The sequence below is a fragment of the Thioclava sp. NG1 genome, assembly GCF_003122275.1.
GTDB lineage: Bacteria > Pseudomonadota > Alphaproteobacteria > Rhodobacterales > Rhodobacteraceae > Thioclava > Thioclava nitratireducens.
Genome location: NZ_QFBB01000008.1, coordinates 30,932 through 56,989 on the forward strand (window position 1 = coordinate 30,932; position 26,058 = coordinate 56,989).

The 26,058-nt window shown below is 64.6% G+C and carries 29 protein-coding genes; 9 read left to right on the plus strand and 20 right to left on the minus strand.

Annotation, left to right across the window (positions count from 1 at the left end):
• Nucleotides 1-180: 180 nt before the first annotated feature.
• Nucleotides 181-1,281, plus strand: coding sequence for a Hint domain-containing protein (locus tag DEM26_RS15535; protein WP_158275136.1), 1,101 nt, complete (start codon nucleotides 181-183; stop codon nucleotides 1,279-1,281).
• Here the strand turns inward: DEM26_RS15535 and DEM26_RS15540 are convergent.
• A complete protein-coding gene (locus DEM26_RS15540; RefSeq protein WP_088725928.1) occupies nucleotides 1,278-2,036 on the minus strand; it encodes a sulfite exporter TauE/SafE family protein in 759 nt (252 codons plus the stop codon). The genes DEM26_RS15535 and DEM26_RS15540 overlap by 4 nt on opposite strands.
• Nucleotides 2,037-2,244: 208 nt before the next feature.
• Here DEM26_RS15540 and DEM26_RS15545 point away from each other — a divergent pair, with 208 nt between their 5' ends.
• The 3 genes from DEM26_RS15545 (at nucleotide 2,245) to DEM26_RS15555 (ending at nucleotide 5,652) form a co-directional block, all read left to right on the plus strand.
• Nucleotides 2,245-3,909: an acyl-CoA dehydrogenase family protein gene (locus DEM26_RS15545; RefSeq protein WP_109172793.1), complete on the plus strand. Its 1,665-nt coding sequence runs from the start codon at nucleotides 2,245-2,247 to the stop codon at nucleotides 3,907-3,909.
• A 183-nt stretch (nucleotides 3,910-4,092) separates the two neighbouring features.
• Nucleotides 4,093-5,091: an SDR family oxidoreductase gene (locus DEM26_RS15550; protein ID WP_158275137.1), complete on the plus strand. Its 999-nt coding sequence runs from the start codon at nucleotides 4,093-4,095 to the stop codon at nucleotides 5,089-5,091.
• Between the two features lie 57 nt (nucleotides 5,092-5,148).
• A complete protein-coding gene (locus tag DEM26_RS15555; RefSeq protein WP_075776855.1) occupies nucleotides 5,149-5,652 on the plus strand; it encodes a GNAT family N-acetyltransferase in 504 nt (167 codons plus the stop codon).
• Between the two features lie 178 nt (nucleotides 5,653-5,830).
• Here DEM26_RS15555 and recO read toward each other — a convergent pair whose 3' ends face one another.
• A complete protein-coding gene (gene recO, locus DEM26_RS15560) occupies nucleotides 5,831-6,556 on the minus strand; it encodes a DNA repair protein RecO (RefSeq protein WP_109172795.1) in 726 nt (241 codons plus the stop codon).
• Between the two features lie 86 nt (nucleotides 6,557-6,642).
• Here recO and DEM26_RS15565 point away from each other — a divergent pair, with 86 nt between their 5' ends.
• A complete protein-coding gene (locus DEM26_RS15565; protein WP_075776853.1) occupies nucleotides 6,643-7,266 on the plus strand; it encodes a Pr6Pr family membrane protein in 624 nt (207 codons plus the stop codon).
• Here the strand turns inward: DEM26_RS15565 and DEM26_RS15570 are convergent.
• From DEM26_RS15570 to DEM26_RS15615, 10 genes are all read right to left on the minus strand, one after another.
• Nucleotides 7,256-7,594: a DUF1491 family protein gene (locus tag DEM26_RS15570; RefSeq protein ID WP_075776852.1), complete on the minus strand. Its 339-nt coding sequence runs from the start codon at nucleotides 7,592-7,594 to the stop codon at nucleotides 7,256-7,258. The genes DEM26_RS15565 and DEM26_RS15570 overlap by 11 nt on opposite strands.
• Nucleotides 7,594-8,499 carry a GTPase Era gene (gene era / locus DEM26_RS15575; protein ID WP_109172796.1) on the minus strand — a complete coding sequence of 302 codons (906 nt, stop codon included), beginning with the start codon at nucleotides 8,497-8,499 and terminating at the stop codon, nucleotides 7,594-7,596. Before era ends, DEM26_RS15570 begins: the two co-directional genes overlap by 1 nt.
• Nucleotides 8,500-8,764: 265 nt before the next feature.
• Entirely contained in the window at nucleotides 8,765-9,457 is a 693-nt protein-coding gene (rnc, locus tag DEM26_RS15580) for a ribonuclease III (protein ID WP_075776850.1), read from the minus strand.
• The gene (gene lepB / locus DEM26_RS15585) at nucleotides 9,454-10,239 is read right to left on the minus strand and encodes a signal peptidase I (protein ID WP_088720511.1); all 786 of its coding nucleotides are present in this window, start codon (nucleotides 10,237-10,239) and stop codon (nucleotides 9,454-9,456) included. Before lepB ends, rnc begins: the two co-directional genes overlap by 4 nt.
• Before the next feature lie 56 nt (nucleotides 10,240-10,295).
• A complete protein-coding gene (gene acpS, locus DEM26_RS15590) occupies nucleotides 10,296-10,697 on the minus strand; it encodes a holo-ACP synthase (protein WP_109172797.1) in 402 nt (133 codons plus the stop codon).
• A gap of 6 nt (nucleotides 10,698-10,703) precedes the next feature.
• Complete coding sequence (locus tag DEM26_RS15595) at nucleotides 10,704-11,447, minus strand: pyridoxine 5'-phosphate synthase (RefSeq protein WP_109172798.1); 744 nt, start codon at nucleotides 11,445-11,447, stop codon at nucleotides 10,704-10,706.
• 76 nt (nucleotides 11,448-11,523) lie between these two features.
• Nucleotides 11,524-12,171 (minus strand): RluA family pseudouridine synthase, encoded by a 648-nt coding sequence (locus tag DEM26_RS15600; protein WP_088720513.1) that lies wholly within the window; start codon nucleotides 12,169-12,171, stop codon nucleotides 11,524-11,526.
• Nucleotides 12,172-12,210: 39 nt separating this feature from the next.
• Complete coding sequence (locus DEM26_RS15605) at nucleotides 12,211-12,591, minus strand: GFA family protein (RefSeq protein ID WP_088727978.1); 381 nt, start codon at nucleotides 12,589-12,591, stop codon at nucleotides 12,211-12,213.
• 7 nt (nucleotides 12,592-12,598) lie between these two features.
• A complete protein-coding gene (locus DEM26_RS15610; RefSeq protein ID WP_075776844.1) occupies nucleotides 12,599-13,051 on the minus strand; it encodes a GAF domain-containing protein in 453 nt (150 codons plus the stop codon).
• On the minus strand, nucleotides 13,048-14,226 hold the full coding sequence (locus DEM26_RS15615; RefSeq protein ID WP_109172799.1) for a thiolase family protein: 1,179 nt from the start codon (nucleotides 14,224-14,226) through the stop codon (nucleotides 13,048-13,050). The genes DEM26_RS15610 and DEM26_RS15615 overlap by 4 nt, the downstream gene beginning before the upstream one ends.
• Before the next feature lie 87 nt (nucleotides 14,227-14,313).
• Between DEM26_RS15615 and DEM26_RS15620 the strand changes: the two genes are divergently transcribed.
• Both DEM26_RS15620 and DEM26_RS15625 read left to right on the plus strand, forming a co-directional pair.
• Nucleotides 14,314-14,658 carry an STAS domain-containing protein gene (locus DEM26_RS15620; RefSeq protein WP_088736086.1) on the plus strand — a complete coding sequence of 115 codons (345 nt, stop codon included), beginning with the start codon at nucleotides 14,314-14,316 and terminating at the stop codon, nucleotides 14,656-14,658.
• The gene (locus DEM26_RS15625; RefSeq protein ID WP_158275138.1) at nucleotides 14,651-15,166 is read left to right on the plus strand and encodes an ATP-binding protein; all 516 of its coding nucleotides are present in this window, start codon (nucleotides 14,651-14,653) and stop codon (nucleotides 15,164-15,166) included. The genes DEM26_RS15620 and DEM26_RS15625 overlap by 8 nt, the downstream gene beginning before the upstream one ends.
• Before the next feature lie 25 nt (nucleotides 15,167-15,191).
• Here the strand turns inward: DEM26_RS15625 and hspQ are convergent, their stop codons facing one another.
• Nucleotides 15,192-15,518, minus strand: coding sequence for a heat shock protein HspQ (gene hspQ / locus DEM26_RS15630; RefSeq protein WP_075776841.1), 327 nt, complete (start codon nucleotides 15,516-15,518; stop codon nucleotides 15,192-15,194).
• Between the two features lie 190 nt (nucleotides 15,519-15,708).
• On the opposite strand from hspQ, the gene DEM26_RS15635 reads away from it, so the two are divergent.
• A complete protein-coding gene (locus DEM26_RS15635) occupies nucleotides 15,709-16,287 on the plus strand; it encodes a transglycosylase SLT domain-containing protein (RefSeq protein WP_075776840.1) in 579 nt (192 codons plus the stop codon).
• A 4-nt stretch (nucleotides 16,288-16,291) separates the two neighbouring features.
• On the opposite strand, the gene DEM26_RS15640 is transcribed toward DEM26_RS15635, so the two are convergent.
• The 4 genes from DEM26_RS15640 to DEM26_RS15655 form a co-directional block, all read right to left on the minus strand.
• The gene (locus DEM26_RS15640; protein ID WP_075776891.1) at nucleotides 16,292-16,888 is read right to left on the minus strand and encodes a LolA family protein; all 597 of its coding nucleotides are present in this window, start codon (nucleotides 16,886-16,888) and stop codon (nucleotides 16,292-16,294) included.
• A 226-nt stretch (nucleotides 16,889-17,114) separates the two neighbouring features.
• Nucleotides 17,115-20,285 (minus strand): DNA translocase FtsK, encoded by a 3,171-nt coding sequence (locus tag DEM26_RS15645; RefSeq protein ID WP_109172801.1) that lies wholly within the window; start codon nucleotides 20,283-20,285, stop codon nucleotides 17,115-17,117.
• 12 nt (nucleotides 20,286-20,297) lie between these two features.
• Entirely contained in the window at nucleotides 20,298-21,476 is a 1,179-nt protein-coding gene (locus DEM26_RS15650; protein WP_109172802.1) for an aminotransferase class I/II-fold pyridoxal phosphate-dependent enzyme, read from the minus strand.
• 120 nt (nucleotides 21,477-21,596) lie between these two features.
• A complete protein-coding gene (locus tag DEM26_RS15655; RefSeq protein WP_109172803.1) occupies nucleotides 21,597-22,913 on the minus strand; it encodes an amidase in 1,317 nt (438 codons plus the stop codon).
• A gap of 47 nt (nucleotides 22,914-22,960) precedes the next feature.
• Here DEM26_RS15655 and DEM26_RS15660 point away from each other — a divergent pair, with 47 nt between their 5' ends.
• Nucleotides 22,961-24,223 carry an FAD-dependent monooxygenase gene (locus tag DEM26_RS15660; RefSeq protein WP_109172804.1) on the plus strand — a complete coding sequence of 421 codons (1,263 nt, stop codon included), beginning with the start codon at nucleotides 22,961-22,963 and terminating at the stop codon, nucleotides 24,221-24,223.
• 10 nt (nucleotides 24,224-24,233) lie between these two features.
• On the opposite strand, the gene DEM26_RS15665 is transcribed toward DEM26_RS15660, so the two are convergent.
• The 3 genes from DEM26_RS15665 to DEM26_RS15675 are packed head-to-tail and all read right to left on the minus strand — an operon-like array spanning nucleotide 24,234 to nucleotide 26,026.
• Complete coding sequence (locus DEM26_RS15665; RefSeq protein WP_075776835.1) at nucleotides 24,234-24,446, minus strand: Trm112 family protein; 213 nt, start codon at nucleotides 24,444-24,446, stop codon at nucleotides 24,234-24,236.
• Nucleotides 24,443-25,081 carry an LON peptidase substrate-binding domain-containing protein gene (locus DEM26_RS15670; protein WP_109172805.1) on the minus strand — a complete coding sequence of 213 codons (639 nt, stop codon included), beginning with the start codon at nucleotides 25,079-25,081 and terminating at the stop codon, nucleotides 24,443-24,445. Before DEM26_RS15670 ends, DEM26_RS15665 begins: the two co-directional genes overlap by 4 nt.
• Nucleotides 25,082-25,108: 27 nt before the next feature.
• Nucleotides 25,109-26,026: a thioredoxin family protein gene (locus DEM26_RS15675; RefSeq protein WP_088720521.1), complete on the minus strand. Its 918-nt coding sequence runs from the start codon at nucleotides 26,024-26,026 to the stop codon at nucleotides 25,109-25,111.
• Nucleotides 26,027-26,058 lie beyond the last annotated feature (32 nt).

Sequence of the window (26,058 nt, forward strand, 5' to 3'; positions counted from 1 at the left end):
CACGGTGCCATGATATGTCAAAAGCAAAAGCCCGGAATCGGGCGTATCGAGCAGGGCAAAGCCCGGATTCAGACGCAGCAGACCAACGCGCGGCCCTCTCGGGCGGCGTACGTTTTCCGTGTCGGCTTCCCCGGGCGCGGAGACAGGCATGGGATCAAGGCAGCAATCGGAGCGTCGCATATGAGGGCGCAACAGGGCTGGATCGGTGCGCAGATCGCACATCGCGGCGCGGTCATGTTCGACGAGCGCAGACTGCCGGAGTTGCTCGCACGGGGCAGCCTGATGCTCGAATTCACACTGATGCGCGGCGAGCAATCGCCCCTGCCGCTGATCCATCTGCATCAGCGCGAAGGCTGGCGGAATTTCCTCTCGCTCAATCTCGATGTCGACGGGCGGATCGTGCTGGCGCAGCGGCGCGGCTCGGCGGTCCATGCGATCTCCATCGACGCCACGCAGGAGCGGCTGACCGGCGGGCGGATGCGGCTCACTTGGCGCTGGGACGGGCCGGGACGCGAGAGCCTGCTGACGCTGGAGGCGCTCGACCAGCGCACGATCCGGCAGCAGGCGGGCATGGCGCCACTGCCGCTGACCCGTGACGAGGCCGCGGCCCTGCTCGATCCGGCGGGGCCCGCGCGGATCGGGCCGCGCGTCGATTGGCTGGCGCTTGGGGATCATCTGCAACCGATGGGACCGGCGGGCTGCTTCGCCCCCGCGACCCCAATCCAGACTCCAGAGGGCGTGGTGCCTGCCGCACGTCTGCGCGCGGGCGATCTGGTCGAGACCCTCGATGCCGGGCCGCAGCCGGTGCTCTGGTCGGGCCGGGTCAGCCTGCCTGCGATCGGGCACCTGCGTCCGGTGAAACTCTGTGCGCCAGTCTTCTCGGCGCGTCAGGACCTCTGGGTCATGCCCCAACACCGCGTGGCGCTGAGCGGGCCGTCGGTGGATTTCATCTTCGGCGAGGACGAAGTGCTGATCGAGGCGCGGTCGCTGGCCGATGGCTGCGCCGCGCTGCAACCCGATTGCCCCGGCGTGCTGGAGTGGCACGGGCTGTTGCTGGGCGGTCATCACCTGCTGATGGCGGATGGCTGCAAGCTGGAGAGCCTGCATATCGGGCGGCTCGCCCGGCAACCGCTTCTGGCGGCGACCACGGCCTTTGCGGGGCTAGTCCGCGAAGGCGGGCTACCGCTCCATCGCAAGCCGGTGCGCAAGATCGTCTCGGGCTATGAGGCGAAGACGCTGGCCTCCGCCCGCCGTCAGGGGCTGCGCCCCTTCGTGGCTTAACCCATCAGCGCGCGGCGCAGCAGGTTCAGTCCGGCCACGCCCAACAGGATCAGCGTCCACCACCGGAACCGCACCGGATCGAGCTGGTCCTGCGCCTTGAAGCCCAGTTTCATCCCCGCCAGCGCGGGCAGGATCATCAACAGCGACAGCGGTATGGTCTGCGCGTTCAGCACGCCCGAGACCAGATGCGAGCCGGTCAGGATAATCGCCCCGGTCAGGAAGACGACGCCGAGGATGCGCACCGCTTCCTGTTTCGGCGCGTCGATCGAGATCAGGTAGATGATCAGCGGCGGCCCCCAGATGCCGGAAATCCCACCATAGAGTCCCGCGATCACGCCCAAGCCCGTCTCGGTCACCGCGCGATGGCGCGTGGGCATCGGAATTTGCCGTCCCGAGATCTGCCAGATCGAGAAGCCGAGGATCGGCGCCCCCAGAAGCGCGTACATCACCGGCTGCGGGATCACGTCGACGAGGGTCGCGCTGATCGGGATGAAGATGATGATCATCGCGATGAACAGCCGATAATTCTTGATCGAACCCACCGCCGCGCCGACCCCCTGACGGAAAGCCTGCATCACGTTGGTCACCAGCGTCGGCAGGATCAGAAGCGCCAGCGCCTGATGCGGAGGCAGGAACGACGCGAAGCTCGACAGCATGATCATCGGCATCGCGAAGCCGACCGCGCCTTTCACGAAACCCGCGAAAAGCGTGACGCCAAGCGCCGCGAATATCTGCCAAACTTCCATCCCGAACATGCGCGCTCCCCTTCGTGTCCCGCATCGCTTCTATCGGGTTACGCGGTGGGATACAGCCGGGAAGCGACGTGAAATCAGGCGGATACCCGACCGCGCCGACAATCTCCGCGACATTATCCGTCGCAATTGTATCCGCTGGCGAATTTTTATTGCGCTGCGGTTGCGAAGTATCTACACAGGCTGCAACTGCAGAATAAGGAGCCGACTCATGGCACATGACGGGGCCGATATGCCGACGACGATCATTCTGGATGACCTCCTGAGCCTTGCGGAAGCGAGCCTGCCCGAGCTGGAGACGCTGGTCTCCGACGCGACCGCAAGCCTGCGCAACGCGACGGAGAGAGACGGTCGCATTTCCGGCGCCGCGTTCGAAGCGAACCAGTATCGCGCCCACGGCCTTGCATGGCTGACGACCTATCAGCAGGCGCTCAAACAACTGCACGGCTGGGCGGCACGCCTGACCGAGGACGGCAAGCTGGGCGAAATGGAGCAACTGATCCTGCAGATCGGTTTCGGCGAATATCTCGCGCAGATCGCGGGCGGCATCCAGATGAACCAGGGCGAGATGGTGCGCCTGACCGATATGGGCGTCAGCTGGACGCCCTCGGACGCGGCCGCGAAATTGATCGCCGCGGGCAATTCCAACGCCGCTCGGATGCGTCTGGTCGAGCTGATGCGCGACGTTCAGGGCCGCTCGATCTTCGGGCAGTCCGGTCTCGATGAAGATCTCGAGATGATCCGCGAGCAGTTCTACCGCTACGCCGAAGATCGCGTGAAGCCGAACGCGCATGAATGGCACCTCAAGGACGAGCTGATCCCGATGGAAATCATCGAGGAACTCGCCGAACTGGGCGTCTTCGGCCTGACCATCCCCGAGGAATATGGCGGGCTCGGCCTGTCGAAAGCCTCGATGGTCGTCGTGACCGAGGAGCTTTCGCGCGGCTATATCGGTGTCGGCTCGCTCGGCACGCGTTCCGAGATCGCGGCAGAGCTGATCATCTGCGGCGGCACCGAGGAGCAGAAGCAGAAATGGCTTCCGGGCCTGTCCTCTGGCGAGATCCTGTCCACCGCCGTTTTCACCGAACCCAATACCGGCTCGGATCTGGGCTCGTTGCGCACCCGCGCGGTCAAGGATGGCGATGACTGGCTGATTACCGGCAACAAGACCTGGATCACCCATGCACAGCGCACCCATGTGATGACGCTGCTCGCGCGCACCGACCCGGCTACCGACAATTACAAAGGCCTGTCGATGTTCCTGGCCGAGAAGACGCCGGGCACCGACGACAACCCCTTCCCTACCGAGGGAATGACCGGCGGCGAGATCGAAGTGCTCGGCTATCGCGGGATGAAGGAATACGAGCTCGGTTTCGACAATTTCCGCGTGAAGGGCGAGAACCTTCTGGGCGGCGAAGAGGGCAAAGGCTTCAAGCAGCTCATGGAGACCTTCGAATCCGCCCGCATCCAGACCGCCGCCCGCGCCGTGGGCGTGGCGCAATCGGCGCTGGAGATCGGGATGCAATACGCGATCGACCGCAAGCAATTCGGCAAGTCGCTGATCGAATTCCCGCGCGTATCCTCGAAACTCGCGATGATGGCGGTGGAGACGATGATCGCCCGCCAGCTGACCTATTTCTCGGCCTGGGAAAAAGATCACGGCCATCGCTGCGATCTGGAAGCTGGCATGGCGAAACTGCTCGGTGCGCGGGTGGCGTGGGCGGCCGCGGATAACGCGCTGCAGATCCATGGCGGCAACGGCTTCGCGCTGGAATACCAGATCAGCCGTATCCTCTGCGATGCGCGCATCCTGAACATCTTCGAGGGTGCCGCCGAGATTCAGGCGCAGGTGATTGCGCGCAGGCTTTTGGGGTGAGTGCCGTCTCGGAGAGGCTCCAGTTGAGCCTCTCACGCACGAACGCGCCGCGCGTCGCGGCGCCGGGGGCACACTGAAAAACACGGGGCGATGCGGGCGATCCTCGCATCGCCCCGTTCTCGTTTGACTCCCGCCCGCCGCCCTCGCAAGCTGAACGAAAGAGTTCAAAGCAGGGAGGCGCGAATGGCCCGCACAATTCTGGTCACCGGCATCACCGGTTTCATCGCCAAACGCATCGCCTATGACTTGCTCGCGCAGGGCGAAAAGGTGCGCGGCACGCTGCGCAAGGCTAGCCGGGGCGAAGAGGTGAAAGCCGCCTTGCGCGACCTCGGCCCCGAGGCGCTGGAGCGGCTGAGCTTCGTCGAGGCCGATCTGATGGCGGATGAGGGATGGGACGCGGCGATGACCTGGGTCGATGCCGTGATCCACACCGCCTCCCCTTTCCCGCTCAGCAAGCCCAAGAACGAGGCCGAGGTGATCCAGCCCGCGGTCGAGGGCACCAAGCGGGTGCTGAGCGCAGCGCAGGCCGCCGGCGTGACCCGCGTGATCCAGACCTCCTCGATGGAGGCGGTGATGCATGGCGTGACCTCCGACCCGATTACGGAAGCCGACTGGTCGAACCCGCGCGCGCCGACCTCCAGCGCCTATACGCGCTCGAAGATATTCGCCGAGGAAGCGGCGTGGGAATTCATCGAGGATCACCACGAGATGCAGCTGACAGTGATCAATCCGGGCCTCGTCTGCGGCACGCCGATGGATCGCCATACCGGCTCGTCGGTCGCGGTGATCGAGCGGCTGATGGCGGGCAAGGACCCGATGGCGCCGGAGTTCGACATTCCGGTGGTCGATGTGGCCGATGTCGCCGCCTGCCATGTCGCGGCGCTCGACCGCCCCGAGAGCATCGGTCGCCGCTACATCTGTGCGGCAAGCTTCATGTCCTTCCTAGAGATGGCGAAGGTACTGAAGGCCGAATTCCCCGACCGCAAGATCCCGACCCGGAAGGCGCCGAACTGGATCGTCTCGATCCTCGCGCTGTTCGACGAACAGATCGCGCTGATCAAGCCGATGCTCGGGATGACGATGCGGCTCAGCAACGAGGCCGCGACGCGCGATCTGGGCGTGGAATTCGTGCCCGCCGCCGAGGCCGTGCGCCGCACCGGACATTTCATCGCGCAGAAATAGCGTTGCGCTCGCCCGGTTTCGCGGCCAAATCTGGCGCGACGAACTGGAGGGGCACAGATGATCCGCGACGCAAAGGCCGAAGACGCAGAGGCGATCACCGAGATTTACAATGACGCGGTGCGCAACACGACCGCGATCTGGAACGAGATCGAAGTCGGCCCCGAGAACCGCCGCGCCTATATCGCGGATCGGCAGGCGGCGGGTTATCCCGTTCTGGTCTGGGAGGAAGATGGGCGCGCCGTGGGCTATGCGAGCTTCGGCCCGTTCCGCCCCCATGACGGCTATCACCTGAGCGTCGAGCATTCCGTATATGTCCATCGCGACCACCGCGCGGGCGGCAAGGGTGCGAAGCTGATGGCGGCACTGATCGAGCGTGCCAAAGAGGGCGGGTTTCACGTCATGGTCGGCGCGATCGATGCCGCAAACGACGGGTCGATCCGGCTGCACGAGCGGCTGGGCTTCACTCAGGTTGGCCTGATGCCGCAGGTTGGCAAGAAGTTCGGGCGCTGGCTGGATCTGGCGCTGCTGACGCTGTTGCTGGACGATCGCGAGCGGCCTTGAGCTTGAGGTGAGGGGCGCGCCCGACCCTTGGGTGGGCGCTGTGCTCCGCCAGTGGCTTGGCGTTTTATCTCGCAAGCCCGCATGCCGGATGTGCCCGCGATGACATCACCAATGCGCCCTCCCGGGGGGAGGGGCGGGCGCGGCCAGGGGCTGGTCGCCCCGCGCCACGCTCCATGAGCTACCGCGCGTTCCGCCCCAGCAAATCCACGAACCGTTGCCGCGCCTCGGGCAAGGGCCGGTCTCCCAGATCCGGCGCCATCCGCTCGCCAAGGAAGAACCCGGTCAGCCGCAGCCCCTGCACGATCTCGCCCAGACTCGCGGGCCCCTGCCCCAGCAGGCAGAGCGGCAGCGGCAGCAGTCTCGGCGCCCATTCCCCGGCCCCCTGACGGCTCACCGCACGCCCCGAGCGCGGGCTGACATAGGCGAGATCGTCGCGCGACCCGGTCACCGCGCAGCGCGACAGGTCGAGCCCGTAGCCCATCTCCTCTAGTAGCCCCAACTCCCAGCGCAGATAGGTCGGCACCCAATCGCCGCCGTCGGCCATCGCGTCGAACAGCGCCTCGGACGCCAGAAACAGCGCGTCATGCGCCTCGCGCTCGGGCAGCGTGAACCGCAGCAGCGCCGTCGCCGCGTTCAGCCCGGCCAGCGCCTGCCGGTCCGACAGGATCACCGCCCGGCTTTGCAGCGGCTCGATCATATAACTGCCAAGGTGATCTTCCAGCCGCGCGCGCCACGTCGCCGTCACCCGGTTTCCCGGCTGCAAAATTCCCGCCATCTTGCGCGACGCCCCGCCGCGCACCACGCCCGCGTGACGCCCATGCGCCGAGGTGAACAGCTCGACGATCATCGAGCTTTCGCCATGCGGTCGTGCCGAGAGGATCGTGCCGAGGTCTTGCCAGTCCATGGCTGCGACTATCCTTTCCGTGACGTTGCGGCGCAAGCGGCTTCGTGAGTTGCGCAAACGCCCCGCGCCGCACTAGCGTTTGTCGCATGACACGCGCCTCGACCCTTTTCGCCGCCCTGATCGCCCTCGTCGAGTTGACGGCGTTCGGCGCAAGCTTCCTCGACAACATGGCCGAACATCCGCAGGCCGCCGTGCCGCTGGGCATCCTGTGGCTGATGTTTCGCTATTTCACGATCTGGACGAATACGCTGGCGGGGCTCGCCTTCGGCTGGATGGCATGGCGCAAGCGGGCGCTGGCCAAACCGTTCCTTGCCGCTCTGGTGCTGTGGATGCTGATCGTCGGCGTGGTCTATCACCTGCTTCTGGCTGGCGACACGCCGTTGCACGGGCTCGATTACGTCTCGAACCTGCTTTATCACACCGCAGCCCCGATACTCGTTCCGGTCTGGTGGCTGGCCTTCGCGCCGAAAGGTGGGCTGACCAGCCATCACGCAGTGATCTGGTTGGCCTGGCCGCTGATCTATTTGGTCTATGCGGTGATCCGGGGGCTGGAAACCGGGTTCTACCCGTATTTCTTCCTCAACCTCGACAAGCTCGGCTGGGGCGGGCTGGGACTATGGTGCGTGAAGTTCCTCGTCGCCTTCTGGATCGGCGGGCTGGTGATCGTGACCTTGGGCCGCGGTCTCAACCGGCTCGGGATCAGCCGCTGAGGCCGTCCTCTTCCAACAACGTTTGCCCGTCGCGGCTCTCGATCTCGATCACCCAGAGGTCGGGGTCGAAACTGCGCTGCTTGCGGATGCTGGCATCGACCTCGGCCTCGGGCCCGTCATGCAGCAGCATCCACGCGCTCTCTCCGGTCATCAGATCCGCCCGCCGCTCGTAGCTTTGCGCGGTCCCGTCGAGGCGGGCACATTTCACCAGAACGGCACCGGAAGATGCCTGCCCATGCGCAGTGACATAGGCCGGAATATTCGCGAGCTCCAGCCGCTTGAGATAGGCGCGGACCCAGAAATCCGTGGTCAGACGCGCCTCGGCCATCACTTCGAGTCCTTGAAATCGAGACCCATCTCGGAATAGCGCTCGGCCTCTTCGAGCCAGTTCGGACGCACCTTCACCTGCAGGAACAGATGCACGGGCCGGTCGAGAAACTCGATCAGTTCCTCGCGCGCGGCCTTGGAAATCGCCTTGATCGTCTCGCCGCCCTTGCCGAGGATGATCCCCTTGTGGCCGTCGCGGGCGACATAGATCACCTGATCGATCCGCGCAGAGCCGTCCTTGCGCTCCTCCCAGCTCTCGGTTTCGACCGTCAGCTGGTAGGGCAGTTCCTCGTGCAGGCGCAGGGTCAGCTTCTCGCGGGTGATCTCGGCTGCGATCATGCGCATCGGCAGGTCGGCGATCTGGTCTTCCGGATAGAGCCACGGCCCCTCGGGCATCTCACCCGCAAGCCATTCCTTGAGATCCTGCACGCCGTAGCCACGCTCTGCGGAAATCATGAAGGTCTTGGTGAACTCGAACGCTTCGTTGAGCTTCGCGGTCAGGCCCAGAAGCTCCTCGGATTTCACCTTGTCGATCTTGTTGATCGCAAGCGCCACCGGCTGCGTGCCGTCGCGACCGCGCAGCGCCTCGAGAATGCTTTCGACACCCGGGGTGAGGCCGCGATGCGCCTCGACCAGGAGGACGATCATGTCGGCATCGGCCGCCCCGCCCCAGGCGGCATTGACCATTGCGCGGTCCAGACGACGGCGCGGACGGAAGATGCCGGGCGTGTCGACGAAGACGATCTGGCTCTGGCCTTCCATCGCGACGCCACGGATTCGGGCGCGGGTGGTCTGCACCTTGTGGGTGACGATCGAGACCTTCGCGCCAACCATCGCGTTGAGCAGCGTGGATTTGCCCGCATTGGGCTCTCCGATCAGGGCGACGAAACCGGCGCGTGTGGTCATGTGGATTCCTTTTTGGCGATACGCGAAAGCGATACGGGGCGCGGGGTAGCTTATAACGGCGCGTGTTGCCAGTCATCTTGTCATGTGGCTTGTGCGACGAGGGCCGCGCCCGATCCTTGGGTGGGCGCTTCGCCCCATTCGTGGCCGGGCAGTTTATCTTTCAAGCCTGAGTGGCGGATATGCCCGCGCCGACATCGCCAATGCGCCCTCCCATGGGGAGGGTCGGGCGCGGCCCGGGGCTGGTCGCCCCGGTCCCACCGAAATCTCAGCCCTCGGCGTCGTCTTCCAGACGTTTCAGCAGCGTCTTCGCCGCCGTCATCTCGCCCTGACGCTTCGATCCGGCCTTGGCCGTTTCGCGCGCGCCGTTCTCCAGACTCACCTCGATGGTAAAATTGGGGGCGTGATCGGGACCGTCGCGATGGGTGATCTCGTAGCGCGGTGGCGGCAGACCGCGAGCCTGCGCCCATTCCTGCAGCGCGGTTTTCGGGTCGCGGGCGTCCTCCTCGACGCTGTCGAGCCGGTCTTCCCAGAGCCGCAGGATCAGCTCCTTCGCCGCTTCGAACCCGCCATCGAGATAGACGGCGGCGATCACCGCCTCCATCGCGTCGCCCAGCAGCGCCAGCTTGCGCCGCCCGCCGGTCATCATCTCGGATCGGCCGAGCTTGAGCACCGCGCCAAGGTCGATCTTGCGGGCGATATCGGCGCAGGCTTCCTTGCGCACGAGCGCGTTGAAGCGCGGCGCCATCTGCCCCTCGGAAGCGGCACGGTCGCCCAGGAACAGCGCCTCGGCCATCACGAGGCCCAGAACGCGGTCGCCCAGAAATTCCAGCCGCTGGTTGTCGGGCCGGGTCGGCGTGGAGATCGAGCTATGCGTCAGCGCGCGCGCGAGCAGCTCGGGCCGTTTGAACTTGTGCCCGAGGCGCTTCTCGAATGCCTTGATCTCCGCGCTCAGCTTCAATTGATCGCCTTGAAGAACCGATCCGGACGCCAGGTCCAGAAGTAGAACAGCGAGCGACCCGCCGAGGAGAACATCACCCGGTCGGCCCGGCCGATCAGGTTCTCTTTCGGGACGAAGCCGAGACCGCCCACCGATTGCGGGAAGCGGCTGTCCTCGGAATTGTCGCGGTTGTCGCCCATGAAGAAATACATGCCCTCGGGCACGGTGTAGACGGGCGTGTTGTCCACGGGACCGTCATTGTTGATCTGCAGAATGTCATGCGTGACGCCGTTGGGCAGCGTCTCGGCATAGCGTTTCTTGATGCAGGTATCGCCCATGCCGACCGGCGAATTCGAGCAGCGCGGCAACAGCCCCTGCGGACCCTGCGGTTGCATGACTTCTTCGAAATCGGGCTCGGGCTTCATCTCGACCGCTTTGCCGTTGATCTGCAGCACGCCGTTGATCATCTGGATCTTGTCGCCCGGCAGGCCGATCAGACGCTTGATGAAATCGACGTTCTTCGTCGGATGGCGGAACACCACCACGTCGCCGCGTTTGGGGTCGCGGGCCAGCAGGCGCCCGTCGAAGGGACAGGCCGAGAACGGGCAGGAATAGCGCGAATAGCCATAGGCCATCTTGTTCACGAAGAGGAAGTCGCCGATCAGCAGCGTGTCCTTCATCGAGCCGGAGGGAATCCAGAAGGGCTGGAAGAACAGCGTGCGGAACACCCCCGCGATCACCAGTGCCCAGACAATCGTCTTGATCGTGTCGAGGATACCGCCCTCGGCCTTGTTCTTCGCCATTATCTCTTACCCTGCCTCAAAATTCCTTGGCCTCAATACGCGGCCTCGCGCCCGAGTCAAGAAAGCTTGCGGGCCTCTATCACGACAAAGGCTTGCGCCCAGGGGTGGTCATCCGTCAGCGTCACATGGATGACAGCCTCGTAACCCTCTGGTGTCATTTCCTTAAGCCGGTCCGCCGCCCAGCCCGTGACCTGCATCACCGGCTGTCCCGTTGGCAGATTCGTGACCGCCATATCCTTCCACGCGATGCCCATCCGCAACCCGGTCCCAAGCGCTTTGGAACAGGCTTCTTTCGCCGCCCACCGTTTGGCATAGGTGCCCGCCACATCCTTGCGGCGCTCGGCCTTGCGCTGCTCGATCTCGGTGAAGACGCGGCTGCGGAAACGGTCGCCGAAGCGTTCGAGCGTGCGCTCGATCCTCTCGATATTCGCGAGATCGGTGCCGATGCCGAGGATCATGCCGCCTCAGCCCCGCGCCGCGTCCATCAGCTTGCGCATATGCACGATCGCGGGGCTGAGCCCCACGAAGATCGCCTCGGAGATCAGGAAATGGCCGATGTTCAACTCGCGGATCTGCTTCATCTCGGCGATCGGCTCGACCGTCTCGTAGGTCAGACCGTGGCCCGCATGGACCTCCAGCCCGAGACTGTCGGCATAGGCTGCGCCCGCTTTCAGCGCCTCCAGTTCGGCATCACGCGCGGCGAAATCGCCCGCGTAATGCATGTCGCAGAAATGGCCGGTATGCAGCTCGATCACCTGCGCGCCGATCTTGGCGGAGGCTTCGATCTGCGCCGGATCATGACCGATGAACATCGACACGCGGATGCCAGCCTCGACGAGCGGCCCCACGTAATCGGTCAGCCGCGAGACATCGCCCGCGACGTCCAGACCGCCTTCGGTCGTCACCTCTTCGCGCTTTTCCGGCACGATGCAGCAGGCATGGGGCAAATGGCGCAACGCGATCTTCTGCATCTCGGGCGTTGCGGCCATCTCGAAATTCAGCGGGATGTCGATGCCGCCGCGCAGCGCGTCGATATCGGCGTCGCGGATATGGCGGCGGTCTTCGCGCAGATGCGCGGTGATCCCGTCGGCTCCGGCCTGTTCGGCCAGACGCGCGGCGCGCAGCGGGTCAGGATAGGCCGAGCCGCGGGCATTCCGCACGGTGGCGACGTGATCGATATTCACACCAAGGCGCAAGGGTTTGGACATCGGGCTCTCCGCAATAGGTCTCGCAGGAGTATGCCTGCGCGCGCAGGCGGGGAAAAGACCTGCGATTGTATCGGTTTCAGAACGGGACCGGCGCGGTGAAGGTCATATGCATCCCGCCATCGGGATGGCGAAAGCGCAGCGTCTCGGCGTGGAGCATCAGACGCTCGAACTCCTGCGCCTCTCCTTCCGCATAAAGCGGATCGCCGAGGATCGGATGGCCCAGTTCGGCCATATGCACCCGCAGCTGATGGCTGCGCCCGGTCACCGGCATCAGCCGCACCCGCGTCGTGCCATCCTCATGCCGGATAACCCGCCAGTCGGTCTGCGCGGGACGGCCGTTCTGGTGATCGACATGCTGGCGCGGGCGGTTCGGCCAGTCGACACAAAGCGGCAGATCAACCCGGCCTTCCTTATCGGCCAGTTCCCCCCAGAGCCGCGCCTGATAGGCTTTCTTCGTCTGGCGCTTCTCGAATTGCAGACCGAGATGGCGCTGCGCATGGGGCGTCAGCGCGAAGACCATCACACCCGAGGTATCGGTATCGAGCCGATGGACCAGCAGCACCTCGGGGTAAATCCCCCGCAGCCGCGCAATGAGGCAATCGGCCTTGTCCGGCCCCTTGCCCGGCACCGAGAGAAGCCCCGCCTGCTTGTCGACCACGAGGATTTCGTGATCGGCATGAAGGATGCGCGGGGCCTCCTGTGGCGGGTCATAGACATAACTCATGGACTGCGAGATGCACTGCGCCGCCTGTCGGGTCAAGCCTCAGGGCGATTGGGGCGGCCCCGGCTCTATTTCGTAGTAATCGCCCTTGTTCCCCACGAAGATATGCTCCGCCATCGAAAGCCCGGTCGGCAGGTCAAGCGTGCCCGCCGCGATCGAGATCCGCCCCTCCCCATCCAGACGCCAGAACAGCGAGCTGCCGCAGACCGCGCAAAAGCCCCGCTCCGCCGTCTCCGAAGAGCGATACCAGCGCAGCCCGTCGCGGTTGATCAGCACGAGCTGATGGGCGTCGACCTGCGACGAGGCCCAGACATGGCCGGAGGTCTTGCGGCACTGGGAGCAATGACACGCCACCACGGGCTGCATCTCTCCCTCGACCTCGTAGCTGACCGCCCCGCACAGGCACGCGCCGGTATGTTTCATCGCTTCCTCACAAATGGCCGAACACGTTTTTCAGGATCGCTTCCAGCGCCGCGGCATCCGCCTCGGTGAAGGCGTCGGGCTGGTCGCTGTCGATATCCAGCACCGCGATGAGGCCCCGCTGCGCATAGACCGGGATCACCAGTTCCGAACGGGTGGAGCTGGCGCAGGCGATATGGCCCGGGAAAGCCTCGACATCCGGCACCAGTTGCGTGCGCCCCTCGCGGGCCGCCGCCCCGCAGACCCCGCGCGAGAACGGGATCACGAGACAGCCATGCCCCCCCTGATAGGGGCCGATCTTCAGTAGCTCCGGCTCGGTGACCCGGTAGAAGCCGGTCCAGTCGAAGCGGTCATCCGCGTGGTGGATTTCGCAGGCGAGCGTCGCCATCAGCGCGACCTCGTCGGTCTCGCCCTCGGTCAGCGCCGCGATGCGTTTCGTCAGGTCTTGGTAATCCACGTTCATACCCGTTCAATCGCGATGGCCGTGCCCTCGCCCCCACCGATGCAGATCGCGGCCACGCCGCGCTTGAGACCGGCCTTTTCCAGCGCATTGAGCAGCGTCACGATGATCCGCGCACCCGACGCGCCGATCGGATGGCCAAGCGCACAGGCGCCGCCATTCACGTTTACCTTGTCATGCGAAATGCCCAGCTTGTGCATGAAGGCCATTGGCACGACCGCGAAGGCCTCATTGACCTCCCAAAGATCGACATCCTCGATCGTCCAGCCCAGCTTCTTCAGCAGCTTTTCCGCCGCCGGCACCGGAGCCGTCGGGAAATCGGCCGGCGCCTGCGCATGGCTCGCATGGCCCAGAATGCGTGCGCGGATCGGCAGCCCCTCGGCCTTCGCCGCGGCCTCGGAGGCCAGCACCAGCGCCGCCGCCCCGTCCGAGATCGAGGACGAATTCGCCGCCGTCACCGTGCCGTCCTTGCGGAAGGCGGGCTTGAGTTGGGGGATTTTGTCGGGGCGCGCATTACCCGGCTGCTCGTCGATCGCGACCACGGTCTCGCCTTTGCGGCTCTTCACCGTCACGGGCGCGATCTCACCCGCGAAGGCCCCGGATTTCTCCGCGGCAACGGCACGGTTCAGCGACGCCATCGCGTAATCGTCCTGCGCCTCGCGGGTAAACTGGAACGCCTGCGCGCAATCTTCGGCAAAGGTGCCCATCAGACGACCCTTGTCATAGGCGTCCTCCAGCCCGTCGAGGAACATGTGATCGAGCACCTGCGCATGGCCGAGCCGCGCCCCTGCGCGCATCTTCGGCAGCATGTAAGGCGCGTTGGTCATGCTCTCCATGCCGCCCGCGACCATCACCCCGGTCTGGCCAAGCGCGATCTGGTCATAGGCCACCATTGCCGCTTTCATGCCCGAGCCGCACATCTTGTTCAGCGTCGTCGCGGGCACCTCTTCGCCGAGGCCCGCCGCGAAACCCGCCTGCCGCGCGGGCGCCTGCCCCTGACCTGCGGGCAGCACGCAGCCCATCAGCACTTCCTCGATGCGCGCAGGCGCGACACCCGCACCGTCCATCGCCGCCTTGATCGCGACACCGCCCAGTTCGGACGCAGACACACCTGCAAAGACGCCCTGCATCCCACCCATCGGCGTGCGCGACGCTCCGACGATCACCACGTTTTCCATGATATCCTCCAAAATCCTGTTCCACGGATACCGAATGGTAAGCATTGCCGTCTAGCCTTCCCGTCAGATCAATCGCGGGAGGCGTACATGAACCTTACTGCCGAAGCGCTGGAAGGCGCGCTTGTCGTCCATCTGGCCGAGGCGCGGCTGGACGCTGCGATCGCCCTCAGGTTCAAGGAACGGATGCGCGATGTGACGATGCAGCCCGCGCCGCGGGTACTGCTCGACCTTTCGAAGGTGGAGTTTCTCGACAGTTCCGGCCTCGGCGCGGTGGTGGCGGTGATGAAATCGCTCGCCCCCGACCGACAGCTGGAGCTTTGCGGGCTGACACCGAATGTGGTGAAAGTTTTCCGCCTCACCCGCATGAATTCGGTCCTGCCGATCCATGCCGATCTCGCTACCGCCTTGGGGAAGGACCGGAGATATGCGTGAGCGTCTGAATGCAAGAGCCCCCGCCACGACTGCGCGCCCAGACCCCCGCCCGGATGGGGGCGAGGTGCGCGTCTTCAACCTCAGCTTTCCGGCGACGCCGATCGCGGTGCGTGATGCCCTGCGGGCTGCGGTGGCGCGTTTCATCCGTCTGATGACCGAGGAAGAGGCCGGAACGCTGGAACTGATCCTCGCGGAAATCCTCAACAATATCGTCGAACACAGCTACGGCGAAAGCGAGGAGGGCGTGATCGCGTTATCCATCGTCCGCGACCGAAAAGGGCTCAACTGTTCGGTCAGCGATGACGGGATCCCACTGCCCCCGGCCTGCCTCGACCTTCGGGACCGCGACCCGGAGCGGCCCGACCCGAGCAGCCTGCCCGAAGGCGGCTTCGGCTGGTTCCTGATCCGCGACCTCGCGACCGATCTTGGTTATCACCGGCAGGACGGGCGCAATCTGCTGGCCTTCCGGATGCCGCTGGAACCGGTCGAGATACTCCAAGAGGGATAAGCCGGCGCCGAACCCGCAGGGTCGTTCAGTTCATCTGGAATTGCAGCCGATAGGAGCCGTTGCCGAACTCACCGAACAGATCATCGAGATCGGGATGGCTCACCGGCTCGCCGGAGAAATCCGCGACGAGATTCTGCTCGGACACATAGGCCACATAGTAGCTTTCGTCGTTCTCCGCGAGCAGGTGGTAATAGGGCTGATCCTTGGACGGGCGCGACTCCTCGGGGATCGCGTCGTACCATTCCTGCGAGTTGGAGAAGATTGCATCGACGTCGAAGACCACCCCCCGGAACGGGTGGTTGCGATGTCGCACCACTTGGCCGATGTGATATTTCGCGTGCGTGGTATGCATGTCTATCCTCATACCTAATACCTAAATCGTGAAACCGCTCAGGTCCACGTTTTCGCCTCATTTCCGCCGGAAACAGATTGTCCGATTCGTCGCGACAGTCCGCTGACATCGTGCGTTTCCCGGTTTTCGAACGGGCCAATTACGCATAGGATGACAAAAAACAAGGCCGTCAGAGCAAAGAAGAGCAGCTATGAAGAAATACCTCGCCCTCGGCGTATTGCTTGCGGTGGCCGCCTGCGGAGGCGGACCGTCCAAGCCCCCGCGCAACCTTGATGACGCCTGCGCGATCATCAAGGAGCGTCCGCAATATTTCAACGCCATGCGCCGGACGGAGGCCCGATGGGGCGTTCCGGTCGCGGTTCAGATGGCCACGATCCACCAGGAAAGCAAGTTCGACGGCAACGCGAAGACACCGCAGCGCTTCGCGCTCGGGATCATCCCGCTGGGCCGCCAGAGCTCTGCCTACGGCTACAGCCAAGCCCTCGACGGCACCTGGGACGAGTATCGCGAAGATACCCGTCGCTTCGGTGCCCGGCGCAACCGCATCTCGGATGCCACCGACTTCATGGGTTGGTACATGGATGGCACGCAGAAGAAGCTCGGCATCTCCAAGGCCGACGCGCGCAACCAGTATCTCGCCTATCACGAAGGGCGCGGCGGCTATTCGCGCGGGTCACACCGGTCGAAATCCTGGCTTCTAGCCGTGGCCGACCGAGTCGCATCCCGCGCGCAGATGTACGAGATACAGCTTCAAGCCTGCCGGCGCTGAACAATCAGCGCCGCTGGGCCAACGCCTGGTCGATCGAGAACATCGAGGTGGCAAAGTTGCCGCCTTTTTGGAGGTTGTTGAGGATCGTCGTGGTCTTCTCGCCCGACTGGTTGGTGATCACCCATTGGCGCAGCTCAACCGGCCCGTCAGTGAAGATGAGCTGAATATTCCCGTATTCAGGATGCTGCGGGTCCTGCGCGGTGACGATCGTCTTCGGCCCGTCCGTCGTGTAGCCCACGACCATACCGTTACGATTCAGGTCGATATTGCGCCCGAGGATCAGGTTCAGCGGCGTCTTCACCAGCGGGTATTGCTCCGGTGGCTGGTTCGATTTCGGATCGAACACAGCGACGCGGTTAGCCGAGGCCAGCACCAAAGTCTTGTCGTTATTGTATTGGAAGCGCGCCCGGCCGGGCCGCTTGATGAACAGCTTGCCGGTCGAGATAGACCCGTCCGAGTTGACCTGCGTGAAATCCGCCGAAGCGGAGGTCAGCGAGTTCAGATAGGACGATATCTGATTCAGCGAGACTTTCCCGGCCGAAGCCGGAAGGGCGAGCGCCAGCGTGAAGATCGCGGCGAGCAGGATGCGGATCTGTTTCATGACCATAGATTTAGGCACTCCTTGCGAAAGCGGAAGTCCCGCCGTAACGCGCCAATCGCGCTGCGGGTCCGTCTTGAGCGCATTTGCGCCGAACCGGGGATGTCATTCAATAACATCTCCCCCAGTATCGGATGACAGCGCACCGGGTGTGGATAGCCCGTGCGGCCCAATGTAAAACGCCCCGAGGTCTCCCCCGGGGCGCTCTGCATTTCAGATTGTGACCGGCTTATTGCTGTTCGGGCACGAGGATTTCGCGTTTGCCGACATGGTTGGCCGAGGACACGACGCCCTGATCCTCCATCTGCTCCACGAGGCGCGCGGCCTTGTTGTAGCCGATGCCCAGCTTGCGCTGGATGTAGGAGGTCGAGCATTTGCGATCCTTTATCACGATGCCCACCGCCTGATCATAGAGCGCATCCTCGCCGCCGGTATTGCCGCCAGTGTTGAGGCCCAGCACCTGATCGATGTCGGAAGCCACCTCGTCATCGGGGCCCTCGACGACGCCCGACATGTAGGCCGGCGGACCGAAGCTCTTGAGGTGGTTGACGATTTCCTCGACTTCCTCGTCGGACACGAAGGGCCCGTGGCAACGGGTGATCTTGCCGCCGCCCGCCATGTAGAGCATGTCGCCCATGCCCAGAAGCTGCTCGGCGCCCTGCTCGCCCAGAATGGTGCGCGAGTCGATCTTCGACGTCACCTGGAACGAGATCCGGGTCGGGAAGTTCGCCTTGATCGTGCCGGTGATGACATCGACCGAGGGGCGCTGCGTCGCCATGATCAGGTGGATGCCCGAGGCCCGCGCCATCTGCGCGAGACGCTGGATGCAGGCTTCGATCTCTTTGCCTGCGACCATCATCAGGTCCGCCATCTCGTCGACGATCACGACGATATAGGGGAAGGGTTCGGGCTGGAATTCATCCGTCTCGAAGATCGGCTCGCCGGTCTCCTCGTCGAAGCCGGTCTGCACGGTGCGCTTGAACATCTCGCCTTTCTCAAGGCTCTCCTTCACGCGACCGTTGTAGCCCTCGATGTTGCGCACGCCCATCTTGGACATCTTGCGATAGCGCTCTTCCATCTCGGAGACGACCCATTTCAGGGCGACGACGGCTTTCTTCGGATCGGTCACGACGGGGCTGAGCAGATGCGGGATGCCGTCATAGACGGAGAGTTCGAGCATCTTCGGGTCGATCATGATCAGGCGGCACTCTTCCGGCGTCAGACGGTAGAGGAGCGACAGGATCATCGTGTTGATCGCGACGGATTTACCCGAACCGGTCGTCCCCGCGATCAGCAGGTGGGGCATCTTGGCGAGGTTGGTCACGATAGGCTCGCCACCGATCGTCTTACCCAGCGCCAGCGGCAGCTTGATGTTCTTGTCGTCGAAGTCGCGCGCCGAGAGGATCTCGCGCAGCACGACCTTTTCACGGTGATCGTTCGGCAGTTCGATCCCGATCACCGAACGGCCCGGCACGGTCGAAACGCGTGCCGACAGCGCCGACATCGAGCGGGCGATATCGTCGGCCAGACCGATCACGCGGCTGGCTTTGAGACCCGGCGCGGGCTCGAGTTCATACATCGTGACAACCGGGCCCGGGCGGACCGAGACGATCTCGCCCTTCACGCCGTAATCGTCGAGCACCGTCTCGAGCATCCGTGCGTTCTCCTCCAGCGCCTCATCCGAGAGCTGGTGACGCTGGATCGTCGTGGGATTGGTCAGCAGCGACAGCGGCGGCATTTCGAAGGGCGCAGTCTGCGGCTTCTCAAAAGTCATCTTGGGCTGCGCCTCTTCGATCGCACGACGCGACGGGGCCGCGGGTTTCGCCGCGGGCTGCACCACGCGCTTCGGCTCGGGCTGTTTGATGACCTGACGGTCGAGGCCACGCGCCGAGGCCGGGATTTCCGGCACCACGTCTTCCTCGATCCATTGCGCATTGCCGGTCTCGTCGAAGGAATGTGGCTCGCCGGCATAGAAATGCTCGGTGCGCATATCGCGGAGATCGGGTTCGAAGCCTTCGTAATCCGGGTGGGTCCAGTCGCGGCTCTCTTCGCCTGCGTATTCGCGTTCCTGTGCGACCTGCTCGGCAGCCGTCATATGCGGCTCTTCGGCCTCGGCATAGGTCGCCATTTCGGGCGCGCGCTCCGGGGCGGTTGCGGCCGGTGCGCCGAAGCCCGGCATGAAACGCGGCTTGGCCCGAAGCGGTGGCTCCGCACGCAATTGCGGCTCGGCCCGCAGCGGCGGTTCCTGATGGACCACCTGCGGCTGGCGCGGGCCGCGCGCGAGACGCTTGGCGACTGCGGCGAGCACCGAGGCCGAAGGACGCGGCGGCGCCGGCTCGGGCTCGGCGAAGGTTTCGGGCATATCGTGATGCAGCGGCGCTCCGGCAGGCTCGGGCGCGTAATCGGTGGCGACCGGTGCGGCCTTGCGGTTCTGCACCGCCTGGCTGATGCGCGCACGGATCCGATCTTCGGTGGGCGCGGCCGGCGGCTGGTCGTCCCAATAGGGCTCGGTCTCGAACAGCTCCGGCGAGGCATCATAGGGATCGTAGTCCGGCTCCACCGGGCGACGGATGCGAGACAGGAAGGACGGGCGCGCGGCCGGGGCGGCTTCGACCTCCGGGGCCCAATGCTGCGCGGCGAGCGCCTGCTGCTCTTCCCAAGCCGCCTGCTCAGCGGCACGTTCGGCGGCTTCGGCGCGACGCTGGCGCGCACGCTCCGCCGCCGAGCGCGCCCCCATGACCGAGGCCGAGGCCCCGCGACCCAGAACGTTCATCACACCGACATAGACCGCGACCGTGCCCAGCCACATGAAACGCGTGATCGCGCGCAACTCGGGCTTGGTGAAGCCGAGAACGAAGGTCGCCATCGCCAGCATCGCCGCGGCGAGGACCAGCGAAAGAAGCTTCAGCCCGACCACGCCGGAAATCGGGACGATCCCCAGCATCGCACCCGCGATCATATCGCCGAAATGCCCACCAAGGCCGAAGGCCTGACCCCATTGATCGCCCGGCACCAGAAGCGCTGCATAGACGGAGGCGACGGCCACGGCGATCGGGAAGAAGATCATCCGCGACACGAGGCGCTCTTCGCCGCGATGGGTGATCATGCGCAGGCCCCAGGCCACCAGCGCCGCAGGCAGCAACCACGCGCCGTGACCCACGATCACGAACAGCGGCGAGGCGATCCCGGCGCCGATCCGGCCGAGCCAGTTCTGCACCGGCTCATCCGAGGCTGCCATCCAGCTTGGATCTTCGGGATGATAGGAGAAAAGCATCATCGCGGCGAGCAGGCCGAAGACGACCAGCAGCCCCCCTACCAATTCCTTGCCACGCCGTTCCAGAACGGCTTGCGTGTCCTGATCGAAAAGCGGATCGCGCTGTCGAACCTGATAAGATGCCATAACCTACCGTCCTCAACCGTATAGGCAGTCGCGAAGCTGCGTGAGCCCGCGCTGCGTTTCTGCTTTTGGGGCGACCAGAGCCACCCTAATATATTTCTGGCCGGGGTTTTCCCCGTTCACCTCGCGCGCGAGATAGGCGCCCGGCAGCACGCGAATGCCGGTCTCTTTCCAAAGCTTGAGCGCCGCTGCCTCCCCGTCTTCGACGGGAAGCCAGAGGAAGAAGCCGCCCTGCGGCAGCTGGAAGCCATCGACGCCGTCGAAGATCTGTCCCGCGATCTCGTATTTCTCGGCGTAAAGGCGACGATTTTCCGTGACATGAGCCTCGTCCGCCCAAGCCCGTTCTGCGACGCGCTGCAGCGGTTGCGGCAGCGGTGAACCGGCATAGGCGCGCAGGCGACGGATATGTTTAATGCTTTGCGGCCCGGCGGCGAGGAAGCCCGAGCGCAGACCCGGCAGGTTCGACCGCTTCGAGAGCGAATGGAAGATCACCACGCGCTCGGGGTCGATGCCTTCCTCGGCGGCGACCTGTGCCGCACCGGGCGGCGGGGCCTCGCGCCAGATTTCGGAATAGCACTCGTCGGCGAAAACCATGAAGTCGTGCTTCTCGGCCAGATGCAGCAGATCGGCCAGATATTCGCGGCTCGCGACTGCGCCCTGCGGGTTCGAGGGCGAGCACAGATAGGCGACGGTGACGCGGTCCAGCACCTCCGCCGGAAGTGCCGAATAATTAGGCAAAAACCCGGTCTCGACGCCTGCGGGCACGAAAACCGGCTCCGCGCCGACCGCTGCCGCGGCCACCGCGTAGACCTGATAGAACGGGTTCGGGATCGCGATCACGGGCGTCTTGCCGCGTTTCTGTTCGGGCGAAAGCGCCATCGCGGCGTTGTAAAGACCCTCGCGGGTGCCGTTGAGCGCCATGATCCGCTCGGGTCCGATATCGACCGAATAGCGCCGCTTGAGCCAGTCCGAGATCGCATCCAGCAATTCGGGCGTGCCGTCGTTGGCGGGATATTTCCCAAACTCTCCAAGGCTTTGCGCAATGACATCACCCACGAACTCGGGCATCGGATGGCGCGGCTCACCGATGGACATGGCCAAGACGTCGCCGCCCGGTTCATGCGAATCGAGCAGCGCGCGCAAACGCGGAAATGCGTATTCGGGCAGGTTCGAAAACCGCTCGGGAAAGTCCATCTGTGCCTCATCGAATGGGGTCTATGTCGCCCCTTATTACCGACGAGGTTACAAAAGCTCCGCCGTTTCGTCCAGAAAAAGACAAGCTCCAGAGCGGGTTGACCACAAGAAATGTGGTTTTCAGGCCAGCGCCGATTCGGCGCCCATGCCCAAACGCAGCAATCGATCCTCCGTCATGGGCGGCGCCATCAGCGAAATCCCACAGCTTGGGATTCCCGTCGGAAGGTTCAGCGCGCACAGCCCCAGCACGTTGCCGATCCGGGTGTTGCGCAGGGCGAGCACGTTTTCCTCTTGGAAATAGCGCTTGTCGCTGAGAAGGCGGCGGACATCGGGCGGCAGGATCGGCGATGTCGGCACCAGAACGGCGTCATATTCCGCAGTCGCCTCCAGATAGGCGGCGCGATAGCCCTCCAGCGCGTGCCACCCCTTGGCGTAATCCGAGGCCAGAGCGTCGCGCCCGCTGCGGAACCGCTCGAGGATCGCTGCGAACATCTTCTCGGGCGCGGCTTCGATCTCGTGCTTCCATTCGCCATAGGCCTCGGGGGCGAAGAGAACGCCGGAAAGGTCCATCGCCGGGCGCACCATCGGCAAGCCCCGCCGCTCGATCACCGCACCCGCCTTAGCGAAGGCCTCAACGGCCCGCTCAAAGCCTTGCACCGGCTTTTCGCGGGTGCCCTCGAACGGCAGCCCTTCGAGCACCAGCAGCCGTTTGCCCCTGAGGCTTGCGTCGCGCAGATCCGGCGCGGCACGCCCTTCGAGCAGCGCCAGCACATGGGCCGCGTCCTCGACGTTGCGTGTCAACGGACCGATCGTGTCGAAGCTCCTACACAGCGGCACGACACCCTTGGTCGTGATCCGGCCATGCGTGGTCTTAAGCCCCACCAGATCGTTCCATGCCGCAGGAATGCGCACCGACCCGCCCGTGTCCGATCCGACGGCCGCCGCCGCCAAGCCGCGCGCCACCGACAGCGCCGCTCCGGAGGAAGACCCGCCCGGCGCGAGTTCGGGATCCTGGATGTTCGGCGGCGTCGCCGTCATCGGGTTCACGCCCAGCCCGGAGAAAGCCAGTTCGGTCATATGCGTCTTGCCTAGACAGACAGAGCCGCCCAGCGTGGCCTCGATCAGCACATCGGCGTCGCGCTCGGGCACGCGCCCGGCCAGCAACCGCGTGCCCGCTTCCGTCGCCACGCCCGCGGTGTCGAACAGATCCTTCCACGACAGCGCAACGCCATCGAGCATCCCGCGCCGACGGCCCTGCTTGGCGCGCTGATGCGCGGCCATCGCCTCGTCGCAGGCGCGCTGCGGCGTAAGGCGTGCATAGATGTCTTCCGACGCTTCAGCCGCTGCGAGATAGGCCTCGGTCTGTTCCACCGGATCGAGCTGCCCGGCGGCGATCGCCCGCCCTTGCTCCGCAGCCCCTGCCAGACGCCATTCCATACCCCACCTCCTTCGTTCTTTCCGCCACGCTAGCGACAGTCCCGCGCATGGACAATCCCGCTTCCAGCGCCATAGTAAGCGCCATGAAACACGATTCAGACGTCATCATCGCAGGCGGCGGGCTCAACGGCCCCGCCTTGGCGCTTGCATTGGCCTCCGCCGGCCTTTCCGTGACCCTCGTCGACGCCGCTCCCGCGCGCCAACGCGCGACCGACACGTTCGACGGACGCGCCTATGCGCTGGCGATCGCGTCGCAAAAACTGCTGCGCGCGATCGGCGTCTGGGACGGGCTTGCCGATCGGGCGCAACCGATGATGGAGGTGAAAGCCGCCGACGGTCACGCAGGCGAAGGGGCGGCGCCCTTCTTCCTGCATTTCGACGCGCGCGAGCTGGATCAGGCACCGGTCGGGTACATGCTGGAGGATCGCTACCTCTATCGCGCGTTCCTCGATGCGATGGAGGCGAGCGACAAGATCACGCTGCTGCATGAGACGCAGGTCACGGGACAGCAGGTCGTGCCCGGCGGGGTCGAGGTGAGCCTGTCCACCGGCAAGACCCTGACCGCGAAACTGCTGATCGGCGCGGACGGTCGCCGGTCGGGCGTGGCCGAACGCGCCGGGATCACCCGTGAGGGTTGGGGCTATGGTCAGACCGCGCTGGTCGCGGCGGTCGAGCACGAGAAGCCCCATAACGGCATCGCGCATCAGTTCTTCATGCCGACCGGACCGCTCGCGATCCTGCCGCTGAAAGGCAATCGGTCCTCCATCGTCTGGAGCGAGACCGAAGAAAACGCAAAGACCATTTCGGCGCTGGATGACGAGGATTTCCTCGCTGTGCTGCGCCCGCGTTTCGGGGATTTCCTCGGCGAGATCAAACTGGCCGGACCACGGTTCTCCTACCCGCTGAATTTGACGCTTGCGAAAGCCTATGTCGCGCCGCACGTGGCGCTGGTGGGCGATGCGGCGCATGGGGTGCATCCGATCGCGGGACAGGGCCTGAATCTCGGGTTGCGCGACGTGGCGGCACTGGCAGAAATCGTCGTGGAAGCAATGCGCCGGGGTGAGGATATCGGGGCCGAGGACGTGCTGGAGCGTTATCAGGGTTGGCGACGCTTCGACTCGACGTCGCTCGCACTCGGCATGGATACCGTGAACAAGCTGTTCTCGAACGACAATCCGCTACTGAAGGCGGGGCGCGATCTGGGAATGGGTCTGGTGCAGGCAATCCCGGGGCTGCGGCGCGGGTTCATGCAGCAAGCGGCGGGGCTTTCGGGCCCCCTGCCCCGCCTGTTGCAGGGCCGCGCACTGTAAGCACCGCGCCTTATTCGTCGATCCGGCGCGCTTCGTCTTCCAAGAGGATCGGAATACCCCCCCGGATCGGGAAGGCCAGCTTCGCGGGCTGCGAAATTAGCTCCTGCTTCTCGGCATCGTATTTTAGCACCGCATGGGTCAGCGGGCAGACGAGCGCCTCCAGCATGTGCCGGTCGAATAGCGGTTTCTCCGCAGCCGGTGCACTCTCGGTCTCTTCGCTCATTGCAACCGCTCCTCTCCGCCGCCATGCAGCGCATATTCGATCAGGGTCACCAGGGTTTCGCGCCGGGTGGCCAGACAGGGCGCCTCCAGCAGCGCCTGCTTGTCCTCGGGCTCCAGCGGCAAAAGCATCCCGAGCGAGTTGATCAGCAACTCGTCATCGGCATCCTTCAGCGTTTGCCAATCAGTATCCAGCCCTTGGGCGTGGAAAAACTTGGACAACAGGTCGAGAAAATCGTCTCGATCGAAGCCTTTGTCATGCTCCGCCGGGCCCAGATCGCGCTCGAACCCGGCCCAGCTGACCTCGGCGCGGATATAGGGCGTGAAGCCTTCGACCTCCTGCAGGATGCGATAGCGCGAGATCCCCGACAGCGTGATCATGTAGCGTCCGTCCTCGGTCTCGGAAAACCCGGTCAGACGGCCCGCGCAGCCAATCGTGTTGAGGTGGTTCTGCCCCTCCGGCCCCTTGATCGGCTGGATCATCCCGATCAGTCGAGACTTGGTCTTCATGCAATCTTCGATCATCTGCAGATAGCGCGGCTCGAAGATGTGCAGCGGAAGCCGCGCCCGGGGCAGCAGCAGCGCACCGGGCAGCGGAAAAAGCGGAAGGATTTCGGGCAAGTCGCCTTTCTTCATCATGCGGATGAAACTAGCGCGCCCAAGTCCTCAGGCAAATATCATCGACGACAGACGACGGCGACCTTTTGCGACGATCGGATCGTTCGGCTTGAGCGCGTCGAAAATGGTGAAAAGCTGCGTCTTCGCGGCCTCGTTGTCCCATTCGCGATCCCGCCGGAACAACTCGAGAAGTTGATCCACGGCCTCTTCGGCATTCCCGGCCGCGTAGAGCGCCTGAGCATAGTCGAAGCGGGCCTGATGATCGTTCGGATCTGCCTCGACCTTGGATTTCAGATCGTCGAGCGGACCGGCCGATTGCGCCTGTTTCGCCAGATCGAGCTGCGCGCGCGCTGCCTCTACCGGGGCACTGTCGGCGAGCTTCGGCGGCACCGCGGCCAAGGCTGCACCTGCCGCATCCAGTTGATCGAGCGCGATGCGTGCGCGGATCAGGCCGCCATGCGCCTCCGCCAGCTCGCCATCTTCTTCGAGGATCGCCGCGAAGGTTTCCGCCGCATCTTCTGCCGCGCCTTCGGCCAGCATGGCTTCCGCCGCCGCGACCGCATCGCCCAGACCGTTGCCCGCCTCACCGCCGGACGCTTCGATCAGCTTGGCCACGAAGCTTTTGATCTCGGAGGGGGGCAGCGCGCCCTGGAACCCGTCGATTGGCTGGCCCTGCCAGAAAGCGTAGACGGTGGGGATCGACTGCACGCGCATCTGGCCCGCGATCATCTGGTTTTCGTCGACATTGACCTTGGCCATCACGACCGCGCCCTTCGCGGCTTCGACCTCGGCTTCAAGTGCCGGGCCGAGCTGCTTGCACGGGCCGCACCACGGCGCCCAGAAATCCACGATGACCGGCACGGTCTGCGATTTCTCGACCACCTCGGCCATGAAGTTGGCTTCGGTCACGTCCGTGACGTATTCGCTCTTGCTTGCGGCCTTGGCGCCGCCACCCAGTTCCAGCATGTCCGTCTCCCGAAATTGCGGAGGATTTGCTT

Bases quoted from the DNA above. Each gene is read 5' to 3' on its own strand.
- hspQ (WP_075776841.1), bottom strand. From the start codon at position 15,518: ATGCATACCACGCACGCGAAATATCACATCGGCCAAGTGGTGCGACAT.
- DEM26_RS15620 (WP_088736086.1), top strand. From the start codon at position 14,314: ATGAACCTTACTGCCGAAGCGCTGGAAGGCGCGCTTGTCGTCCATCTG.
- DEM26_RS15555 (WP_075776855.1), top strand. From the start codon at position 5,149: ATGATCCGCGACGCAAAGGCCGAAGACGCAGAGGCGATCACCGAGATT.
- DEM26_RS15535 (WP_158275136.1), top strand. From the start codon at position 181: ATGAGGGCGCAACAGGGCTGGATCGGTGCGCAGATCGCACATCGCGGC.
- DEM26_RS15615 (WP_109172799.1), bottom strand. From the start codon at position 14,226: ATGGAAAACGTGGTGATCGTCGGAGCGTCGCGCACGCCGATGGGTGGG.
- DEM26_RS15600 (WP_088720513.1), bottom strand. From the start codon at position 12,171: ATGAGTTATGTCTATGACCCGCCACAGGAGGCCCCGCGCATCCTTCAT.
- era (WP_109172796.1), bottom strand. From the start codon at position 8,499: ATGACCACACGCGCCGGTTTCGTCGCCCTGATCGGAGAGCCCAATGCG.
- DEM26_RS15645 (WP_109172801.1), bottom strand. From the start codon at position 20,285: ATGGCATCTTATCAGGTTCGACAGCGCGATCCGCTTTTCGATCAGGAC.
- acpS (WP_109172797.1), bottom strand. From the start codon at position 10,697: ATGATCCTCGGCATCGGCACCGATCTCGCGAATATCGAGAGGATCGAG.
- DEM26_RS15550 (WP_158275137.1), top strand. From the start codon at position 4,093: ATGGCCCGCACAATTCTGGTCACCGGCATCACCGGTTTCATCGCCAAA.
- DEM26_RS15540 (WP_088725928.1), bottom strand. From the start codon at position 2,036: ATGTTCGGGATGGAAGTTTGGCAGATATTCGCGGCGCTTGGCGTCACG.
- DEM26_RS15635 (WP_075776840.1), top strand. From the start codon at position 15,709: ATGAAGAAATACCTCGCCCTCGGCGTATTGCTTGCGGTGGCCGCCTGC.
- DEM26_RS15670 (WP_109172805.1), bottom strand. From the start codon at position 25,081: ATGATGAAGAAAGGCGACTTGCCCGAAATCCTTCCGCTTTTTCCGCTG.
- DEM26_RS15610 (WP_075776844.1), bottom strand. From the start codon at position 13,051: ATGAACGTGGATTACCAAGACCTGACGAAACGCATCGCGGCGCTGACC.
- DEM26_RS15655 (WP_109172803.1), bottom strand. From the start codon at position 22,913: ATGGAATGGCGTCTGGCAGGGGCTGCGGAGCAAGGGCGGGCGATCGCC.
- DEM26_RS15660 (WP_109172804.1), top strand. From the start codon at position 22,961: ATGGACAATCCCGCTTCCAGCGCCATAGTAAGCGCCATGAAACACGAT.
- DEM26_RS15675 (WP_088720521.1), bottom strand. From the start codon at position 26,026: ATGCTGGAACTGGGTGGCGGCGCCAAGGCCGCAAGCAAGAGCGAATAC.
- DEM26_RS15650 (WP_109172802.1), bottom strand. From the start codon at position 21,476: ATGGACTTTCCCGAGCGGTTTTCGAACCTGCCCGAATACGCATTTCCG.
- recO (WP_109172795.1), bottom strand. From the start codon at position 6,556: ATGGACTGGCAAGACCTCGGCACGATCCTCTCGGCACGACCGCATGGC.
- lepB (WP_088720511.1), bottom strand. From the start codon at position 10,239: ATGGCGAAGAACAAGGCCGAGGGCGGTATCCTCGACACGATCAAGACG.
- DEM26_RS15545 (WP_109172793.1), top strand. From the start codon at position 2,245: ATGGCACATGACGGGGCCGATATGCCGACGACGATCATTCTGGATGAC.
- DEM26_RS15595 (WP_109172798.1), bottom strand. From the start codon at position 11,447: ATGTCCAAACCCTTGCGCCTTGGTGTGAATATCGATCACGTCGCCACC.
- DEM26_RS15570 (WP_075776852.1), bottom strand. From the start codon at position 7,594: ATGGCCGAGGCGCGTCTGACCACGGATTTCTGGGTCCGCGCCTATCTC.
- DEM26_RS15640 (WP_075776891.1), bottom strand. From the start codon at position 16,888: ATGAAACAGATCCGCATCCTGCTCGCCGCGATCTTCACGCTGGCGCTC.
- DEM26_RS15665 (WP_075776835.1), bottom strand. From the start codon at position 24,446: ATGAGCGAAGAGACCGAGAGTGCACCGGCTGCGGAGAAACCGCTATTC.
- DEM26_RS15565 (WP_075776853.1), top strand. From the start codon at position 6,643: ATGACACGCGCCTCGACCCTTTTCGCCGCCCTGATCGCCCTCGTCGAG.
- DEM26_RS15625 (WP_158275138.1), top strand. From the start codon at position 14,651: ATGCGTGAGCGTCTGAATGCAAGAGCCCCCGCCACGACTGCGCGCCCA.
- DEM26_RS15605 (WP_088727978.1), bottom strand. From the start codon at position 12,591: ATGAAACATACCGGCGCGTGCCTGTGCGGGGCGGTCAGCTACGAGGTC.